At 41.4% G+C, this 19,260-nt stretch carries 19 protein-coding genes; 10 read left to right on the plus strand and 9 right to left on the minus strand.

Annotated elements, in window-relative coordinates:
* The first annotated feature begins 1 nt into the window (after window position 1).
* The 3 genes from GS399_RS06530 (at window position 2) to GS399_RS06540 (ending at window position 4,624) form a co-directional block, all read left to right on the plus strand.
* A complete protein-coding gene (locus GS399_RS06530; RefSeq protein WP_160843784.1) occupies window positions 2-1,228 on the plus strand; it encodes a Pycsar system effector family protein in 1,227 nt (408 codons plus the stop codon).
* 28 nt (window positions 1,229-1,256) lie between these two features.
* On the plus strand, window positions 1,257-3,341 hold the full coding sequence (gene ppk1, locus GS399_RS06535) for a polyphosphate kinase 1 (protein ID WP_160843785.1): 2,085 nt from the start codon (window positions 1,257-1,259) through the stop codon (window positions 3,339-3,341).
* A 560-nt stretch (window positions 3,342-3,901) separates the two neighbouring features.
* Complete coding sequence (locus tag GS399_RS06540) at window positions 3,902-4,624, plus strand: DUF1223 domain-containing protein (protein ID WP_160843786.1); 723 nt, start codon at window positions 3,902-3,904, stop codon at window positions 4,622-4,624.
* Window positions 4,625-4,633: 9 nt separating this feature from the next.
* Here GS399_RS06540 and GS399_RS06545 read toward each other — a convergent pair whose 3' ends face one another.
* From GS399_RS06545 to GS399_RS06555, 3 genes are read right to left on the minus strand one after another with little or no spacing between them, the layout of a single operon-like run.
* The gene (locus tag GS399_RS06545) at window positions 4,634-5,317 is read right to left on the minus strand and encodes a 3-keto-disaccharide hydrolase (protein ID WP_160843787.1); all 684 of its coding nucleotides are present in this window, start codon (window positions 5,315-5,317) and stop codon (window positions 4,634-4,636) included.
* A gap of 18 nt (window positions 5,318-5,335) precedes the next feature.
* Window positions 5,336-7,225 carry an OmpA family protein gene (locus tag GS399_RS06550; protein ID WP_160843788.1) on the minus strand — a complete coding sequence of 630 codons (1,890 nt, stop codon included), beginning with the start codon at window positions 7,223-7,225 and terminating at the stop codon, window positions 5,336-5,338.
* A gap of 43 nt (window positions 7,226-7,268) precedes the next feature.
* Complete coding sequence (locus GS399_RS06555; RefSeq protein WP_160843789.1) at window positions 7,269-7,892, minus strand: 7-carboxy-7-deazaguanine synthase QueE; 624 nt, start codon at window positions 7,890-7,892, stop codon at window positions 7,269-7,271.
* Window positions 7,893-7,933: 41 nt separating this feature from the next.
* On the opposite strand from GS399_RS06555, the gene GS399_RS06560 reads away from it, so the two are divergent.
* The 3 genes from GS399_RS06560 to GS399_RS06570 all read left to right on the plus strand — a co-directional run bounded on the left by GS399_RS06560 (window position 7,934) and on the right by GS399_RS06570 (window position 9,180).
* The gene (locus GS399_RS06560) at window positions 7,934-8,278 is read left to right on the plus strand and encodes a Rieske (2Fe-2S) protein (RefSeq protein WP_160843790.1); all 345 of its coding nucleotides are present in this window, start codon (window positions 7,934-7,936) and stop codon (window positions 8,276-8,278) included.
* Complete coding sequence (locus GS399_RS06565) at window positions 8,275-8,715, plus strand: hypothetical protein (protein WP_160843791.1); 441 nt, start codon at window positions 8,275-8,277, stop codon at window positions 8,713-8,715. The genes GS399_RS06560 and GS399_RS06565 overlap by 4 nt, the downstream gene beginning before the upstream one ends.
* Window positions 8,716-8,841: 126 nt before the next feature.
* The gene (locus GS399_RS06570) at window positions 8,842-9,180 is read left to right on the plus strand and encodes a hypothetical protein (protein WP_160843792.1); all 339 of its coding nucleotides are present in this window, start codon (window positions 8,842-8,844) and stop codon (window positions 9,178-9,180) included.
* Here the strand turns inward: GS399_RS06570 and GS399_RS06575 are convergent.
* Genes GS399_RS06575 through GS399_RS06585 form a run of 3 tightly spaced genes read right to left on the minus strand, consistent with a single transcriptional unit; the run spans window position 9,167 to window position 11,324 of the window.
* Window positions 9,167-9,526: a glyoxalase superfamily protein gene (locus tag GS399_RS06575; protein ID WP_160843793.1), complete on the minus strand. Its 360-nt coding sequence runs from the start codon at window positions 9,524-9,526 to the stop codon at window positions 9,167-9,169. The genes GS399_RS06570 and GS399_RS06575 overlap by 14 nt on opposite strands.
* Window positions 9,527-9,533: 7 nt before the next feature.
* Window positions 9,534-10,742, minus strand: coding sequence for a serine hydrolase (locus GS399_RS06580; RefSeq protein WP_237487882.1), 1,209 nt, complete (start codon window positions 10,740-10,742; stop codon window positions 9,534-9,536).
* Between the two features lie 39 nt (window positions 10,743-10,781).
* A complete protein-coding gene (locus tag GS399_RS06585; RefSeq protein WP_160843795.1) occupies window positions 10,782-11,324 on the minus strand; it encodes a DinB family protein in 543 nt (180 codons plus the stop codon).
* Between the two features lie 128 nt (window positions 11,325-11,452).
* Between GS399_RS06585 and GS399_RS06590 the strand changes: the two genes are divergently transcribed.
* The 4 genes from GS399_RS06590 to GS399_RS06605 all read left to right on the plus strand — a co-directional run bounded on the left by GS399_RS06590 (window position 11,453) and on the right by GS399_RS06605 (window position 16,656).
* Window positions 11,453-12,280, plus strand: a complete 828-nt coding sequence (locus GS399_RS06590; RefSeq protein ID WP_160843796.1) for a hypothetical protein — start codon at window positions 11,453-11,455, stop codon at window positions 12,278-12,280.
* Between the two features lie 7 nt (window positions 12,281-12,287).
* Window positions 12,288-14,738, plus strand: coding sequence for a bifunctional YncE family protein/alkaline phosphatase family protein (locus tag GS399_RS06595; protein WP_160843797.1), 2,451 nt, complete (start codon window positions 12,288-12,290; stop codon window positions 14,736-14,738).
* Between the two features lie 115 nt (window positions 14,739-14,853).
* Window positions 14,854-16,164, plus strand: coding sequence for a M23 family metallopeptidase (locus GS399_RS06600; protein ID WP_160843798.1), 1,311 nt, complete (start codon window positions 14,854-14,856; stop codon window positions 16,162-16,164).
* Window positions 16,165-16,185: 21 nt separating this feature from the next.
* Entirely contained in the window at window positions 16,186-16,656 is a 471-nt protein-coding gene (locus tag GS399_RS06605; RefSeq protein ID WP_160843799.1) for a GNAT family protein, read from the plus strand.
* A gap of 25 nt (window positions 16,657-16,681) precedes the next feature.
* Here GS399_RS06605 and GS399_RS06610 read toward each other — a convergent pair whose 3' ends face one another.
* From GS399_RS06610 to GS399_RS06620, 3 genes are all read right to left on the minus strand, one after another.
* A complete protein-coding gene (locus tag GS399_RS06610) occupies window positions 16,682-17,101 on the minus strand; it encodes a hypothetical protein (protein ID WP_160843800.1) in 420 nt (139 codons plus the stop codon).
* Between the two features lie 27 nt (window positions 17,102-17,128).
* Window positions 17,129-18,262, minus strand: coding sequence for an eCIS core domain-containing M35 family metalloendopeptidase (locus GS399_RS06615; protein WP_160843801.1), 1,134 nt, complete (start codon window positions 18,260-18,262; stop codon window positions 17,129-17,131).
* A gap of 110 nt (window positions 18,263-18,372) precedes the next feature.
* A complete protein-coding gene (locus GS399_RS06620) occupies window positions 18,373-19,260 on the minus strand; it encodes a 3-hydroxyacyl-CoA dehydrogenase family protein (RefSeq protein WP_160843802.1) in 888 nt (295 codons plus the stop codon).

Consider the following 19,260-nt stretch of genomic DNA (forward strand, 5'->3'; position numbering starts at 1 on the left):
CATGAACAATACAGACTTAAGCGGCATCGTCAACCAGGCAAAAGAATATATTACGTCCTATTTCCATTCACACAAGCAACGGGAATTTATTTATCATAACATCGATCATACGCATAGAGTTATCGAATTTGCGGAAAAAATAGGCAGGCACTACCAGTTAAACGAGACGGATTTTTTCATTCTGCAGATTGCCGCGATTTTTCATGATTCCGGATATTTTACCAATAGCAAGGATCATGAGCGGGAAGGCGCCCGGCTGGCTGAGCAATACCTTCAACCCAGGGGCATAGACGAATCGGTAATTACAGCGGTAAAAAAAACTATAATGGCTACCGTTATGCCACAGAAGCCGGAAATATTAATCGAACAAATATTATGTGACGCTGACCTTTATCACCTGGGCACTACGGATTTTCCTGATCTTAACAAACTTATGAGAAAGGAGTATGAGCAAATTCATGGAGAGAAAATCTCAAAAGACGATTGGCGGCAAAAAACCATTGGCCTTTTCAACTCACATCACTATCAGACAGCTTACGCGAAGCAGCTCTTAGACGCGGGCAAAGACGAAAATCTGAAGGATCTCATTCAAAAACAGAAAGAAAATGATAAGCCAACTAATGAGAAGGCGGAATTTCCGGATCTTAATTCTGACTTAAAACATGGAGCCGACCGTCCTTCCCGGGGTATTGAAACTATGTTTCGTATCAGTTCGGGAAATCATCAGCGTTTAAGTGACATGGCCGATAACAAGGCTCATATTATGATTACTGTAAACGCAATCATATTGTCTGCGGTGATCAGCATTTTACTTCGCAAGCTCGACAGTTATTATTACCTCGCTTATCCAACGTACCTGATATTAATGATAAGTCTTGGCGCCATGATTTTTGCCGTTCTGGCTACCAGGCCAAGCATTCCGTCGGGAACATTCACCCAAAAGGATATCGAAGAAAAAAAGGTAAACCTTCTCTTTTTTGGAAACTTTTACCGGATGAATCTTGATGAATACGCTGCGGGCATGGAAAAAGTGATGAACGACCGTGAGTTCCTGTATGGCACACTGATCAAAGATTTGTACTTCCAGGGCATAACTCTGGGGAAAAAATATCGCCTGTTGCGCATATCCTATAATATTTTTATGTACGGACTTATCGTGTCCATTTTTGCTTTTGTTATTGTTTCGCTTGTTTATTCAAGTGAGCAGGTAACGGATTTTTTTAATTAATACCCTAATAGATCTGCCTGAAAATTTTATGAAAACAAGCCATTTTTTTAACAGGGATCTTAGTTGGCTGTCATTCAACGAACGTATTTTACAGGAAGCTGGCCGCGACTCGGTGCCCTTAATGGAGCGTATCAAATTTTTATCAATCTTTTCATCTAACCTGGATGAATTTTACAGGGTACGCATGCCGGTTTTAATGGCACTTCAGCAACTTGACACCGACGAAGAAATTATTGGTAGCCATGGTAAAGATGTTGCTGCCACGGCAAGGGAAATCATTCAAAATCAACAAAGGTCTTTTGGAAATATTTTAACCGGGAAGCTGATACCTCTTTTAAAAGAAAATGGTTACCAGCTGATTTATGGCAAGCCGATCCCAGAATCGATTATGCCGTCTGCCACTAATTGCTTCCTGCAGGAAGTGCTTACGTTTATTCAAATAGTTGATTTATCAGTTGAACCTGCATCATTTTTTCCCGAGAATAATAAACTGTACCATGTTGTAACGATCAATGAAAATGGCTTGGATAAGATTCTCGTTATCAACATTCCATCAGACTGCCTGCCTCGCTTTTTTTCGTTTTCGGCGACGACCGGCTTGTTTATCCTTTTTCTTGATGATATTATCAGGCATCATTTGCAGTGGGTATTCCCTTCTTCAAGAGTTACTGGCTGCTATAGTTTTAAAATAACCCGGGATGCAGAAATAAACCTTAAGGACGATTACCCGGGGGATGTCGCAGATGCGCTCGCTGAACAGTTGGCGAAACGCGACTTTGGTAAGGCGACACGGTTTCTATATCAGCCTGACATGCCGCTTGATACTTTCTATTTATTACTAAAAAAGCTGGATCTGTCCCCGGGCAGTGTCGCCGAAGGAGGCATATATCATAATTTAAAAGATTTGCAGCAGTTGCCGGTGAAAAATAAGGAATTAGAATACGAACCATGGCCGGCTGCCTTGTCGTCTGATATCAGTATTCAGCAAACGATTTTTGACCAAATCACAGATGCAGATCGGGTGGTTCATACGCCATACCAGCAATATAAAAACGTCATTCGTTTTTTTAACGAAGCGGTAGTAGATCCCCTGATAGATGAGATTTACGTAACGCTGTATCGCGTTGCCAGCGACTCCCGCATTGTTCGTTCCTTAATAAGCGCAGCAAAAAATGGTAAAAAAGTAACTGTACTCATTGAGTTAAAAGCCCGCTTTGACGAGGAAAATAATATTAAATGGGCAAAAACGATGAAACAGGCCGGCGTGCAGATCGTCTACAGCCGGAATTCGTTAAAGGTCCACGCTAAAATTGCCCTTGTTAAACGGAATGAAAATAACGGTAAAGCCTATTACGGTCTGCTGGCAACGGGCAATTTCAATGAAACTACGGCTGCATTTTATACCGATCATGTTCTTATGACAGCACACCGCGAAATGCTTTTGGAAATGGAACAACTGTTCATTTTTCTTTCAAAACGCGAGAAAACAATTCCGGCAGACTTCGCGCCGTTCAAGCATTTATTAGTAGCGCAATTCAATTTACACCAGCACTTCTTAGATCTGATTGACCGGGAGATAGTAAATGCTTATAAAGGACTTCCGGCGGAAATATTCATCAAATTGAATAACCTTGAGGAGCGCTCACTCATCGCAAAACTTTACGAGGCATCGCTGGCGGGCGTAAAGATAACGCTGATCGTAAGAAGTATTTGTTGCTTAATACCGGGAGTAGAGGGGCTAAGCGAAAATATTACCGTGATCCGGATTGTTGACCGCTACCTCGAGCACGGGCGTGTTTTCATTTTTCATAATGCAGGCAATACAGAGGTATATGCGGGCTCGGCAGATTGGATGAACCGGAATATTTACCGGCGAGTTGAAGTTTGCTTTCCTATTTATGACGAACGTATTAAAAATGAATTTATTGACATCTTAAAACTGCAAACAGTGGATAATGTACAGGCTGTACAGCTCAATCGCGAGCTTGGAAATATGCCGTTACAATCTACTGGGAAACCTGTTCGCTCGCAGTATGAGATATACAGGTTTTTAAAAAACAAATCGATACCGGCTGAACCCGCCAGAATTAAAAACATTACCGCATCAGACTGACATTTTGTATATTCGATTACTAATCAATCGGATAACCCAAAAAAAACACTTTTATGTCTGGGTTGTAACTAAAATCTTTCCAAAGAGATTCGTTATAATTCAATTATTTCAACGCTTATTTATGCCTGGCTGTTAGCTGGAACACTTGACGCGCTCGCAGCGATTTTCCTGCTTGCTCATGGTCACGCCGCCGGCGTATTTCGATATATCGCCAGTGCGGCTTTTGGAAAAGATGCATTTTCAGGTGGCGCCGGTTATATCTGGTTTGGCCTTTTAGCGCATTACTTTATCGCTTTTTGCTTTACAGCTTTTTATTTTATCATTTATCCATATCTGACGTTCCTGAAAAGAAACGTTATCCTCAGTGCGGTTATATACGGCTTATTTGTCCAGCTAGTAATGACGTTTTTAGTTCTGCCGCTTACTCAATTACAAACCGGTCCATTTAATGCGATGTCTTTTATTAAAAATGCGGTGATACTAATGTTTAGTATAGGTTTGCCGGTTGCGTTGCTGCGGCAGCGTTACGACAAACAAAAAACTGTTTAAAATTCAAAGTCATGAATACAAGTGTGGTTTTCTTGTTACTGATTTTATGTGGATTCGTTCAATCAGATAACAGCGCTAAAAGCTTTGCTTTGGTTGAGTTGTTTACTTCAGAGGGTTGCTCCAGCTGCCCTAAGGCTGAGCAGTTACTAAAAAAATTAGAGACTCAATATGCTGGTAAGCAAGTATTCGTAATGGAACTTCATGTTGATTACTGGGATAAATATGGATGGAAAGATCCTTACAGCAAACACGAGTTTACCGAAAGGCAGAACGAATATTGCAAGTTTTTAAAATCGCAGGTTTATACTCCGCAAGCGGTTGTGAACGGTAAGGAACCATTTTTGGGAAGCGATAGCATAAAAGTAGACCGGTCGATAAATTGGTTTTTAAACCAACCAACGCTTGCCAATACTCCTGAATACTCCGTTTCCACAACAGGGAATCAAATTAAAATAACATGTACTGCCGACAAGGAATTGAAAGGCAATCGACTAATTGCCGCTGTAGTAGAAAACGGTGGAACCAATAATGTCACTGCCGGTGAAAATAGCGGCAAAACATTAAATCACATCAATATTGTTCATGAATTGGTTTCCACTAAGATTGGCGGATCACAAACGGAACTGGTTGTAAATCTGTCGGAAAAGGAAAAATCCGGTTACAATCTGATTGTGTTTACCCAGCATCCCAGAAACTACGGCATTACTTCGGTAAAGGAATTGAAATTAAACTGATTGATTCTTCTACTTCGTTTTAACAGGCGTAAGCAACAGCTTCCGAAATTCAACTTCCGAGCCTTCAGCCTGTAAAGCGATTTGACCCTTTTGAGCGGTACAGTTGTAACCTGAATTTACCTGGTCGCCGTTCACCCAAACCTTAATAGTGTTTTTAACACATTCGATGATCATTGTATTCCACTCACCAACCGGCTTTTCAGAATTATCCGTCAGGTTTTTTATGCGGCGCAATTTATCACCGGTAGTTCCCCAATTTTCCTTGGGTCCGCGGCGGCTTTCCATATCCGGAACGGTAATGTCTTCGGCGATGCACCAAAAATCACCGGCATTCTGGTTTTCCATTTGTACCTCGATAGATTTCGGAAACATTCCGTACAACGCTCTCGGTGTAGAAGCGTGGACCAGCACACCACAATTTCCGGGTTTGCCGGCAAAGCGGTACTGCACTTCCAGCTTATAGTTTGCATATATTTTATCAGTGATTAAATGGCCGCCGGGAGTACCCAAACTCACCAATAACCCATTTCGAACAATAAAAGGTTTTTTTGCATCAGCATTTTTATCCATTTCAGGGACATCCATATGCCAACCGGTTAGATCTTTCCCATTAAATAAATTAGTGGATTTCGTTTGTGAATGCGCAATCGTTTGACAAAGCAAAGCGATTAAAAAAGCTGCAATAATTTTCATGTTCGCTGATGATGATAATTAGACAGAGGTTATCTTAAATTCTGTTCTTCTGTTTTGCTGCCGGCCTGTTTCGGTTGTATTTTCAGCAACCGGCATACTTTTGCCGTAGCCTTTATATGTTAATCTTGCCGGATTTATTTTGTGTTCGGTGAGAAACTGGTAAACCGATTTCGCCCGATTTTGAGACAGAACCAGGTTCAATTTTTCGTCGCCGACATTATCTGTGTGCCCGGAAATCTCGATAGAAACTTTAGGATTTTTATTAAGAAAGTCGACCAGTTGCTGTAATTCTGTTTTAGACTCTGGGAGAAGATCGTATTTATTTGTATCGAAGAAGATATTGTTTAACACCACCATATTCCCCGGTTCAATTTTCTGAAGCTCTATTTTGAGAATGAATGGCTTATTCGCAGAGGCCGGTTTGTCTAATGAAAAGTTCTGGGAATAAAAAAGATAGCCCTCGCGTTCAATATTTAATGCGAATTTATTTCCCGCCGGCATTGTAGCTAAAAAAATCCCTTCATCATCTGAGGTATCGTCGTAAACCACTTGCTCGCTTTTCAAATTTGTGATTTTAACACCGGCATCGAGTGGTTCCTTTGTCTTTTTATCTACAACTAATCCTTTGACGTAAGTAACAGGAAGCGGCCTTATTTTTTCAGGCATTGGAAAGCTGTAAATATCTAGGCTGCCATTGCCATCTTTTTGTTTGGCCGAATAGAAGGCAGTCTTACCATCACTGCTTACGAAAAGGCCGCTTTCTTCTCCAAAAGTATTGATCGGATATCCTAAATTTTGTGGTTTTTGCCATTTTCCCGAAACATCTTTACGGCTCATAAATAAATCCTTGTTGCCAAGACCAGGCCAGCCATTGGACGAAAAATATAGCGTTTCATTATCCGGATGGATAAAAGGCGACTGCTCATCGAATGGGGTATTAATTTCCGGCCCTAAATTTTCAGGTTCTGACCATGAGCCACCTTCCTTTAAGTCTGATTTCCATATATCATAACCACCTAAACCACCAGGGCGTGTACTGACAAAATATAGTGTTTTTCCATCAGCACTCAGCGATGGTTGAGATTCCCATCCGGGCGAATTTACCGGCGCGCCAATGTTAAAGGGCTGACTCCAGTTTTTTCCTTCACGTTTTGAAAAATAGATATCGCAGCGTCCCATACCGTCCGGACGGTTACAGCCTGTAAAAAACAGGTATAAGCCATCCGGCGAAATACATTGCGCGCCTTCATTAAACTCCTTTGTATTGATGTTATTACTTAAAAATATTGCAGGCGACCATTGCCCGTTCTTTTTTATGCTTTTATAAAAATCTTCATTTCCGTTTGCCTGCCTGGTAAATATCAGAGTTTCTTCGTCTGCTGTTACCACGGGCAGGTATTCCTGGTTAGTAGTATTAACGGCATTTCCAAGGTTAACCGGTTTAAAAGGAAGAGGGTCTTTTATGGCCTGCGTGCTGAAACTGCAATCCTGCAAAAATTTATTTGCTGTTTTTCTCCCGCTTTCACTGATATCAGAAAAACCGAGATATTTTGTAAGGTGGGTTATAGCGTTCTGATAATCGCCGGTATTGATTTCACTTTCCGCCAGGCTTAAATAGGCCGGAGCATAGAAATTCGGGTCGATGGAAATAACCTTTAAATAGCTCTCTTTAGCTTCCTGAAATCGTTGCTGCCGGCGATAAATGTCCCCTAATTGCTGATAGGCGGCAGTGAAATTATTATCCGCGGTGACAGCTGTTTTAAGCTGTTCGATCGCTTTATCGTAGGATTTATAGCTTATAAACTTACCAGCTTCAGCGTAGGCTTCTTTTGCCGCGACCTTAGATGCATTTTGGGCAAAAGCAGTAAAGGAAACCGATACTGTTAAAACAAGAAAAAAAGACTTCATAACTGGTGTTGAAAACGCCTCAAGTTACGAATCTTGCCTTAAATCAGGGAATGTTGAGGTATTTATGTGTTTGTAAGGAAATCTCCCATTTTGGATTTTCCTTTACGTAGTCGATGATAAGAGGGGTAATTGCTTGAGCTTTGGACCATTCTGGCTGCAGATACAATTTACAATTTTCAGAAACTTGTGTAGCATATTGTTCAGCCCACTCAAAGTCACTTTTGTTAAAAACGATAACTTTCAATTCCCCGGCATATGGTGTCACATCCAGGCGTGGCGCTTTAAACTTTTTAGGCGAAAGGCATATCCAGTCCCAATTGCCGGAAAGCGGATAAGCACCCGAAGTTTCAATAAATGTTTTTATACCACGTTTTTGCAGTTCGGATGTCAGATAATCGAGGTTGTAGATTAGTGGCTCGCCGCCGGTTATAACAACTGTTTTTCCCGGATACTTCGCCGCATTTTCGACTATAGTATCGGCAGCAGTAAGCGGATGAAGTTCTGCATCCCAGCTTTCTTTTACATCGCACCAATGACAGCCAACATCACAGCCTCCCAAACGGATGAAATACGCAGCCTTGCCGGTATGATAACCTTCACCCTGGATGGTGTAAAATTCCTCCATTAAAGGCAATAAAGTTCCGTCGGCTGGTATTTGATGGGGCATTATGTATTTTTAGCCTGCAAATATAACTATTGCGGCACAAGATGAAGGACGTCAAAATTTACGGGCCGGATATATTACAGGCAAATGACTTCGTTGAAAGCCTAAAGGCAGCTGGCAGACATATATGTGTTATAAAAACCGACGGCCAATTTTATGCGACCCAGCCTAAATGTCCGCATGCCGGTGCCCGTTTAAGTGAAGGTTGGTGTGAAAATAAAAAACTTGTTTGCCCGTATCATCGTTATCAGTATGATTTGGAAACCGGGAGAGGAGCAGTGGGGCAGGGAGATTATATAACTATTTATCCCGTGGAAATTAAACCGGATGGGGTATATGTCAAACTTCCGGAAGCATTTGGTTTTATAAAGAAACTGTTTAAGATATGACTATTCAGAACATCGATCATCTTACTGAGAGCTTTTATAAAAGCATATCGTTCGACCAGGAACATTATCCAAACTTCGATTTACTGCAGGACTTGTTTTTAGGAACAGGTAATTTGTTGAATAACACATTTGAAAAACCGCTGGAATTTACGGTACAAAGTTTCGCCCAGGCTATGATGCAGCAGATTGAAGCTGGCAATACCAGTTTCTTTGCACAACAGGAAATTGCCGACAAAACTGAAATATTCGGTAAGATTGCCCAACGCAGGAGCGTTTACGAATACAGCTTCAAGAGGGAACAAATAGAAAGGTGGCCTCGCGGCGTGAATTATATCGAGTATGTTTTTAAAAACGAAAGATGGTTTATCACATCGATGGTTTGGTGTGATGAAACTGATTTGTGCAAAATACCAGAAGAGTGGTTGCCCAGGATTTAGGTTTGTTTATGGTTAGGTAATCATCGAAGCTTGTCGTGATAACAGTAAAATGGATGCGTATTTTTAACTAATTTTAACTTATTGGTTAATACTAAATGTTTATTTTAGCTTATCAGCATTCGTTATATGAAATTTGGCTTACTCGTTTCCTTTTTAGTCCTTTTCGGTATCAAAGGGACTTTCGCTTCCGTTAAACCTAAAAATACAACATTAAGTTTTCCAACAGATTCAACGAAAATTGGCAGGAATTTCTTAAGCTCTCTTAGCCTGGATTCAATGCGGGTTAAACATTATCCCATAAGTCAAGTAACTCCATTTAAACAATATTACAAAATGCCGATTGCCAGGATGGACGTTCATTCTAAAATGCCGGTTATGAAGCCGGATAGTTCAGTGACGTATAAAACGCCGGTAATAAAACTCAATCCAACGCCCAAAAATCATAATAATCCTATTTATCCGTAAAGGTAAGCCTGTTACCAAACGGATCGATCACTTCTGTAACCAACGCTTCAGGATTCCAGAATGCCGTTTCAATGCCAGGCCGGTTAAACTTGTACTTTTTGTCGAGAAGCATTTTATGAAACTCCTGGATTTTATCGAACTTTCTGATAAACACCCGGGATCCCGGAGTACTGTCGCCATGATGTTCGGAAAGGTTTAAGATTATCTCTCCTTTGGAGATCTGCATATAAATGGGAGTATTTTCCTTTTTATCTTCCCAGTCGATTTTAAATTCGAGCCAGCCCACATAAAATTCGATTGCCTTTTCGTAATCGAACATTCTTAAAATAGGTATTGTAATAGCCATTGGGTGTTTACCTTAGTTTAAACTTGGTTAGATCGGGGAGATATTTCTTCTTGCGTGTAAGTTCGTGTTGGTAAATTACCTGGCCGAGATTTTTTAGAAACGGATAACAAACTGTTTCGTATTCATACTTCTCGTCGTTATAAATCTCATCGTTATTTGACTGAACAACAGCGAATAACATAAATTCAACATGATTTTTGAAATCTACAATGTAAGCGTTGTCGATTACGTAACCGTATGAGTCGCCGTATTTATTGAATATGCGGATGTTCGAATCAATTTTAGCCGCCGGATCATGCCCGTAAAACAGAAATTTGCTGTATGCCGTCCAGAACTCTTTGGGATTATATTTCGGATAATCACTTTCTGTTGGATACATAGACATGTATTTATAGATTAATGTATAATCATCCGGCTTCAAATAAAATTGCTCATTGCCGGGAAATGCTTCCGGAAAAAGAAGCTTTTTTAAAATATGCTGCTGATCCGCCGCCGTATAAACATTTTTATTAGCGAAACTATAAGGCTGCATCACCAGCTTATCATCCGAATTCATATAACCGCGGCCACGGGTGAGGTTGGTCAGGGTAAGCGGATAATCTTTTTCATCATATTGAGCTTCCTGGGAATAAACGAGCTTATCACCGTCATAAAATTTAATCGGGTTAGTGTGTTTTGCAGATTCGCCGCCATCACCGATAGCAAGCCGATTTAAAATTCTGCTATGCAATACTCCGTTTGCTTTCAGCCTGGCGTTAACTTCCGAACGGCCGACGAATTCAAAAAGCCTGTTGTAAGCATCATTATCACTGGTTAAGAGGATTTTTTTAATATAATGCTCAATACTTGGCAAGCCGCTTTCCGAAGTTGAATCTTTTAAAACCCTGGTTTGCCCTTTGAAAGCACTATCAGTAATCATGGTGCTTGTCTTGTTTAAGCCGGGAATATTGAGCTTGTTTAACTTTTCAAGTGCAAATATTAACGTGGGCAACTTAACCGTACTGGCCGGATAGAAATACCATTCAGGATCAACACGGTAACCGTAAGACTTGAAATGCGGAATGTTGTTTTTATCGCGATCGATCTGCGTATACAGAATCTGAACCTGCTTATGGTCGGGTGCTTTTAAAATACTGTCAAAAAGATTGGAATTTTTTTTCAGAAGCTTTTCAATAAAATGGGTGTTGAGCTTCTGCCCGGATGCTAAAGTGGCCATTAAGCAGAAAATAAAGGTATAAAGTTGTTTCATAATGCGCTATTCATTTTCGGAAGATATGTCGTCGTCTGTCTTATAGCATTTAAGAACCTTTACAGTCACTAAAAGCTGGCCAACGTGCCGCATAGTATGTTCCGCTGCGTGGAATAAAAGACCGATAACCGTTGAGGCAAGCCTGGCCCGGCCAAAAGCTCTGTAATCCGTTAATATACGTTCATCTGTATTTTTCAATTGTTCAATTGCGATGTCCAACTGTTTGTCGAAACGTTCAACCAAATCAATCAGCCTGATTTTTTCATTGAGTTTGCCTTCGGCAGCCAGTTCGTCGAACTGTTTTTGCGACAGTGTTTCGTTCCTGGCATAAGTAAAAAGACGGTCGAGCACACCGCTTAAATGCTGTAAATGAAAACCTACTGACGCACAGCCGGCAGGTTTTGTCCAAAGCAACGTCTGTGGAAAGTCAGTTGTAAGCTCGCGAACTTCCTCCTTAGCTTGCAATAACGCATGCGCAACCGGCTGCAGCAATGCCGGAACCTTTTCAATCGGTCCTCTTTGCCATACCTCAGACTTTGATTTGTACATTCTTAAAAATATAAATTAGCGACCTTGTTTGTTAATGTTCATAGGATTGTTACTTTAAAAACGTTTCATTAACGGCGAATTTACAATTTGTTAATACTGCTGGAATAGCTTCGTAGTAAATAATTCTGATGAAAAACTCTACCTGTATTTTACTTCTGGCAATGGCCGTTTGTTCGGTCGGCAAGGCACAACAAAAGTCCTTCGCACCAGTGAAATCCGGCTCTGAAATTCAGCCATTCCTGTTTTCTGTTAACACCTTAACACAGGGTGCCAGTTTCTGGAATTTCAACTATTCGGGAAGTTATGGTGAAAGCGTTTCGGGCCCTTTTGGTTACAACGGCGTTGATCAGCATTTTGCGCTCAAGGGTTATTTTGGAAACCGATTCACTTTGTATGCCAATTTGGGATTAGGTTTGGAAAATGGGGGAAGTTTAAGAAGTGCACAGCAGGCTGAAGTAATCCGTGATTTTTTCGGCGGAAAGAAACTACTCGGCCCGAGACTCGGTCTTGGTATCGGAGTAAGCCGCGATTATACAAATGTGAAATCACTCTTTAGCAGAATTACCGGCTCCTTAGACGCTTTGAACTGGAGACTTACCGGAAATTTGAGGTTAGAAAAAGCGTTCGATAGCAATAGGGATGAGATTGACCTGGTTACCAGCGCCGGTTTTCATCACCGCATCGCTGGCGGATTTTTCGCGGGTGTTGAAGCTGTTGGCGAAGACCTAGAAGGTTTTTGGGATAAAGAAGAAGCAGAAGGTGGTGCGAGATTACTGATTGGGCCGTCACTGAACCTGGTTCCCGAAAATTCCAGATTGGCATTCTCATTATGTGGTGGACCGGTTTTTTATGCTACCAGAAGTATTGTTCCTGCATCGGGAGCTATCAGAGAATTACAATCGGCAAACAACGGATACATTGTAAGGGCCCAAGTTGCCTTTAGTCTGCATAATTAGTTATGAAATGAGTTTATACTTTAAAAAACTATCGCTTGTAATAGCGACCGTATTTGCCTTTAATGGATTATGGGCTCAATTGCCGGGTAAAACCAACCAAACGGGCCAGGTGCTTTTGCCTAATGGCTGGAAAATCAGCCCGGTGGGACGTTCTTTGCAACTCGGTGATCTGCCCTTAAATATGGCGGTTAGTCGTTCGAAGAAATTGGTTGCCGTTACTAACAACGGACAAAGTACGCAGTCGATACAACTGATCGATCCAAAAGCTGAAAAAATTCTGGATGAAAGTATTGTAGGTAAGTCCTGGTATGGTTTAACATTCAGCTCAAATGAAAAAGAATTATATGCGTCCGGTGGAAATGATAACTGGATATTAAATTTTCATATCAGCAAGAACAAGCTCGGTAAACCAGATACTATTATACTAGGAGCACCCTGGCCAACCGCCAAAATCTGCCCGACAGGAATTGCTGTCAACCGAAGCAATTCTACGCTGTATGCGGTGACCAAGGAAGACAGTAGTCTTTATATTATCGATCCTGTCTCCAGAAAGATCATTAACAAAGTGCAGCTTCCTGCTATTGCCTATAGCTGTATTTTATCTCCTGCCGAAGATTTTTTATATGTATCGCTTTGGGGAGCAAAATCTATCGCAGTAGTCAGCACAAAGTCAAATGTTATTTCTGCTACAATACCTGCCGGTGACCATCCCGATGAGCTTTTGCTTAATAAAAAAGGCACCGTTTTATATGTGGCCAATGCGAACGATAACTCGGTTAGTGTGATCAGTACATCAGGCAGGAAAATAACAGAGACCTTTTCTACAACCTTATATCCAACTCAGCTTACCGGTTCAACAACAAACGGCCTGGCCTTAAGCGATGATGAACAGACCCTGTATATTGCAAATGCGGATAATAATTGCCTGGCAGTTTTCGACGTATCAAAATCTGGAAACAGTAAAAGTATGGGTTTCATACCAGTAGGCTGGTATCCAACAAATGTTAAGAATGTAAATGGCAAAATTTTGGTAACTAACGGTAAAGGACTCACATCCATGGCCAATCCAAAAGGGCCGCAACCAATATCAAAGGCTGACAACAGCGGGTATCAGTTTGGCAGTACCGATAACAGTCGCTTGCAATACATCGGTGGATTGTTTAAGGGGTCCTTATCATTTATCGACCCTCCTAAGGAAAATAAGTTGAAAGAATATACCAAACAGGTTTACGCAAATACGCCTTTTACCGACAAAAAAGTCGCGATTTCGGAAGGCGTCCGGGGAAATCCCATCCCGCAAAAAGTTGGCGATAGCTCGCCGATAAAACATGTTTTTTATATCATCAAAGAGAACCGGACTTACGACCAGGTTTTTGGCGATATGTCCGAAGGAAATGGAGACAGTTCGTTGTGTCTGTTTGGGAAAAATATCACGCCAAATCATCACGCACTGGCAAAAGATTTTGTGTTGCTTGACAACTTTTATGTAGATGCTGAAGTAAGCGCTGATGGCCATAACTGGAGTATGGCGGCATATGCAACGGACGTCGTAGAAAAAACATGGCCGACCAGTTACGGAAACAGAGGCGGAAGCACCAGTTTTGAAGGCGGGCGCCCGGTGACATACCCAAAAGATGGGTTTATATGGGATTATTGCAAACGCGCCGGAATATCGTACAGGAGCTATGGTGAGTTTGGTGAATATGGAAAAGCGAACATTAAATCGCTGGTAGGGCATATGAGCCCAAAATCTCCCGGATTCGATATGGACATTAAGGATCAGGTGAGAGCAGACGCATGGCAAAACGATTTCGACTCGCTATTGGCGATTTATCAGGTTCCACAGTTTAATACCCTTCGTATTTCTAACGACCACACAAGCGGGCAGCGGAAAGGGAAATACACCCCGTTTGCCGCTGTTGCTGATAACGACCTTGCAGTGGGCAGAATAATTGATCACCTTTCACATAGTTCGATCTGGAATGAATCCGTTGTATTTATATTGGAGGATGACGCACAAAATGGCCCGGATCATGTTGATGCACACCGATCGCCGGCTTTCGTAATCGGACCTTATGTAAAACGAAACGCCGTTATTCATACCATGTATTCAACTTCGGCGTTTTTGCGAACTATGGAACTTATTTTGGGACTATCGCCCATGAGCCAGTATGATGCTGCCGCGACACCATTATTCGAATGCTTTACCAGCAAACCCGATTTTAGCCCTTATGCAGTTAAACCAGCTCTGGTTGATCTTGAACGGCGAAATATTGCTAATAATAAAAGCAGCCAGCGTTCAGAATTATTTGACTTTGCCAATGAGGATAAAGCTCCCGACCTTGATTTAAATGAAGTGGTTTGGAAATTCGTCAAAGGCGAAGATTCTATAATGCCGGCGCCAAAGCGAAGTGCGTTTGTTATTCTGGAGCAAAAAAAAGATGACGATGATGATTAGTGTTGGCGGCAAGTTAGTAGTTAGTTGTAAGTAGCTGGGGTGCTGTAAGTTTATATCTCACACGAGCTAACAAACATTTCGATTTTAGAACAAGTTATCCTTGTAAACAATAACTATGTTCAGATACCAGCCTCTCATATTTCTGCTATGCTCAGTTTTGTTTTTTTCAGCATGCAACACAACCGGGCCGGCAGGACTTTTTAAAAAATTAACGCCGCATGAAATATATGGTAATAAAATAAAAAATGCCGGCTTGCAGCAAACAGCTATGGGACGACAGTGGTTTCAAGCCGCCGATAATAGTTTAAACAAGCCGCTCAAAATCCAGATACCATATAAAGAAACCGGATATTTTGCTTCAGATCGAATTAACGCAACAGCACTTCAATTCAATGCAACCCGGGGAGAAAAGTTAACATTTTCACTAGCAAAAAATCCGGCTACTGATTTTTCGGTTTTTATGGATATATGGCGACAGGAGGCAAATGATCGTTCATTAATGGCTTCCGCAGACACAAGCGGGAAAGTTTTAGAATTGGAAATAAAACGGACAGGTACCTACCTGTTGAGACTGCAACCGGAACTACTACGAAGCGGCGAATATACCTTGACGATTACGTCCGGGCCAAGTCTGTCTTTTCCGGTATCTTCTTCCGGAAACCCGAGAATAGAAAGTGTATTCGGTGCCGATCGCGATGCAGGAATTCGCCGTCACGAAGGGATTGATATTTTCGCAACCTTTCGAACACCGGTCCTTGCTGCGGCTGAAGGTACCGTTCAACCCGGCGATAACAATCTCGGCGGAAAGGTTGTATTTCTCAGGCCAAAAGATGCAGATTATACTTTATACTATGCTCATCTGGATAGTCAGACAGTTAGTTATGGCCAGAACGTGAGACCCGGCGATACAATCGGACTGGTTGGGAACACGGGAAATGCGCGGACAACACCCTCTCATTTGCATTTTGGAATTTATAGTAATGAGGGGGCAATCGATCCACTTGTTTTTATTAAAAAAACTACTGTAAAACCACCAACAATTGCGGCCAAAATAAACTTTTTGAATGATAGTATGCGGACGGCGACTCCTGGTACTCGTTTAATGCAGGCTACAAACGTTGAGACTTCTGCAGAATTATTGCCTGCCGGCATTCCCGTATTGGTAGAAGCAGCCACAGCGAACTATTTTAAAGTAACATTGCCAGACAATCACAGCGGATTCATCAGTGCTAGCCAGCTGGTTTCAATTGATAAGACAATACGGAAACTTACACTTTCATCTAACTACGAACTTCTTCAAAACCCGGATGCTTTATCGGCCAAGAAAGCGGTACTTGTGCAGGGAAATCAAGTGAATGTGATTGGCGAGTTTAACCGGTTCTACCTCGTTAAAAATAACGGGCTAACAGGCTGGATAAAAAAGTGATCGCTTTCTTACCTTGCATTTATGCAAATCCATTATACAAGTTCGCTCTATGATCAGCAATTGGAAGAGATTCGGTTACTGTGGAATAGCGAGTATCCTGAAAGCCTGGTTCATCCTGACGGAAATAGTTTCAGGGAATATCTAAACACGTTGATTGAGCCGTCGCATTATTTATTGTCAGATGAGTTTGGTCAGCTAAAAGGATGGGCAGTGACATTTACAAGAGATGAATCGAAATGGTTTGCTCTTATTTTGGATAGCTCGATACACAGGAAAGGTTACGGAAAATTTATGCTGGACAAACTGAAGCAGGACAACCAGGAACTTAATGCCTGGGCCATCGATCAATCAAACACCTTGAAATCGGACGGTGCAGTGTATTTGTCGCCGCTTGATTTTTATCTTAAAAATGGATTTAGAAAGGTTAGTGATGTTCGAATTGAGAACGAAAAAATGTCGGCTGTCAAAATTGTATGGAGTGCCGTGGAGTGACATCGCGGAGTTAAGAGGTGTTTAATCAGTATCGCTCGTAAATATTAATTGGCCCGTCAAATGCGTCTACTGCGTAGGTTAATTGGTTATTTTGAATTTTTATCGTGACATGAACAGAGTTCGTGTTGTTATCATAAATTATTTGATCAACCATCTCGCCGGATAAGACAGATTTTACTTTAGCAATTTGATATTGCCCGTTTTGACTGATTTTACCGTTTGAATAAATCTCGTACGTGTTTGTTGTGAAACGAAGTTCGTTTCCATTGCCGGCCAGATATTTAGTTTCTGAACCTGATAACCCGTTAAAACTCGATCTGAGTTCCCATTTTCCTATAATCAATTCGTTTGCAACGGCCGGTTCCGCCTTTTTACATTCCGAAAATAAGAATGAGAAAAGCAGTAACGTAAGTGAAAATAAAAGATGTTTGGGTGTCTTTTTCATTTGTTTATATGGTATAAAATTAACTTATTACTGAACATCCCTTATCAAATTTGAAAACGAATCTGCGTTAAGCAGTTGAGTTACGGTTGAATTATTGCCATAGTCGTCCTCGTGCTCATAGCCCAGATCAAAATTGCATCCGTATTTATGAACCCATTCATGAATCATTGTTGTTGAACGCTCAGTATCTGATTCTCCGAAGTAGGATGGACATAATCTGATAGCGACCGTTGGTACGCACCAGAATGTCGTAGCCAAATCCCGGCCCTGGCATGCCCACTGTCTTTCCATAATTCCACCTGTATAGCATTCATATCCGGCCATCCATGTTAAACCCCACAGAATTCGCAAGTTCATATTGACCCAGGTTGCGAAAGCATTGCTGGTTGCACCATTAAAATGCTTTGACAATGCATCGCGGACTTTCGTAGGATTTGTTCCGTTATAGGAACTAATAGTATCAATGGCATTGCTCAACATCGTTCGTGCGCGACTGTGGTCATCCGTAACGGTTGTATCTTGTGTATCACTGCATCCTGAATAGCGCTGAATAAACTTAGCCTGAGCCGTAGAAGATTGATTTTGTTGAATGACATGTGTCAGTTCATGTGCGAGCAAATATTTTCCGGTAGCCGATCCTGGCTGATATTGACCCTCATTGAAATAAATATCCCGGCCAACTGTAAAAGCCCGCGCATTTAAACTGCGATTAAGTTGAACTGCCTCTGTGTCCGTATGGATAGTAACATCATCGAAATCTCTTCCAAATCGATCACTCATAAATGAATGGGTTTGATTATCCAATCTGTTACCATTTCCTTTTGATGAATCAATCGATTGAGCGGCGGATAAGCTCACTTCAGCGCCAGATTCGCTTTTAGTTTGCAATCTTGTGATAGCGTTGGTAAGAGGTTTACGTTGTACTTTACCAGCTTCTTCCTTTTCGCAATCAGCACATTTTCGCTGCACAAAGCCCGCACCGGTCATACTCATCACAGAACTTGCTACTGAATCTGCCTCACGCTCGTACGAATCATTTGCATCTCCAACTGTCAGTTTTGTCTGAATAGACATGGAATGCCTACTTATCTCGGCAGGACGACCATTGGGAGATTTATTGGCGCCCTCATTTTTATTGTCATTGAAAGATTTTGAAGCCATAACTCTGACCAGGTTAATCTGCGGCTAAAAAACGGACGGATCTGAGTGTTAATGAATAAATTCCGGATATATAAATTTAAGAATACTCTTTGTTAATACAGAAAATGACATTAAATAAAATTACCGGCAACTTTTAAATCTTTTGTACCATTCGAATAATTATAAAATCCGGAACCGCTTTTTATTCCAAGGTGGCCGGCGTTTACCATATTTACTAACAGGGGACAAGGGGCGTATTTTGGATTTTTAAAACCTTCGAATAATACCTGCAGGATGGCGAGACAAACGTCCAGGCCGATAAAATCAGCTAATTGCAGCGGGCCCATCGGATGCGCCATGCCTAATTTCATAACTGTATCGATTTCCTGTACGCCAGCTACTCCTTCAAATAAAGAATAAATGGCCTCGTTTATCATCGGAATAAGAATACGATTTGCAATAAAACCGGGATAATCATTTACTTTGACTGGTACCTTATCAATCTTTCCGGCCAGCTCCATTACTTTTTCGACTGTCTCATCTGAAGTGTTAAAGCCAGCAATTACTTCAACAAGTTTCATCACAGGTACAGGATTCATAAAATGCATGCCGATGACTTTTCCGGGAATTTTGGTAACGGACGCAATTTTTGTAATGGAAATGGAAGAAGTATTAGTAGCCAGAATAGCGTGTGATTTTGCTGCTTCGGAAATCTCCTTAAATATCCTAAGTTTCAAATCCTCGGATTCAGTTGCAGCTTCAATAATAAAATCCGCGTCTGAAACGCCATTAGAGAGGTTGTCCAAAGTTGATATTCTCGAAAGAATCGCAGCTTTATCCGTCTCTGTCAATATGCTTTTTGCGATCTGCCGGTCCAGGTTTTTAGAAATCGTTTGCAATGCCTTAGTCAACGCTTCAGTGCGAATATCAATCAGGGTGACTGAAAATCCGAATTGGGCAAACGTATGGGCGATGCCGTTCCCCATAGTTCCGGAACCGATAACTGCGATTTTGTTCAT

Source organism: Hufsiella arboris (assembly GCF_009834875.1).
GTDB lineage: Bacteria > Bacteroidota > Bacteroidia > Sphingobacteriales > Sphingobacteriaceae > Hufsiella_A > Hufsiella_A arboris.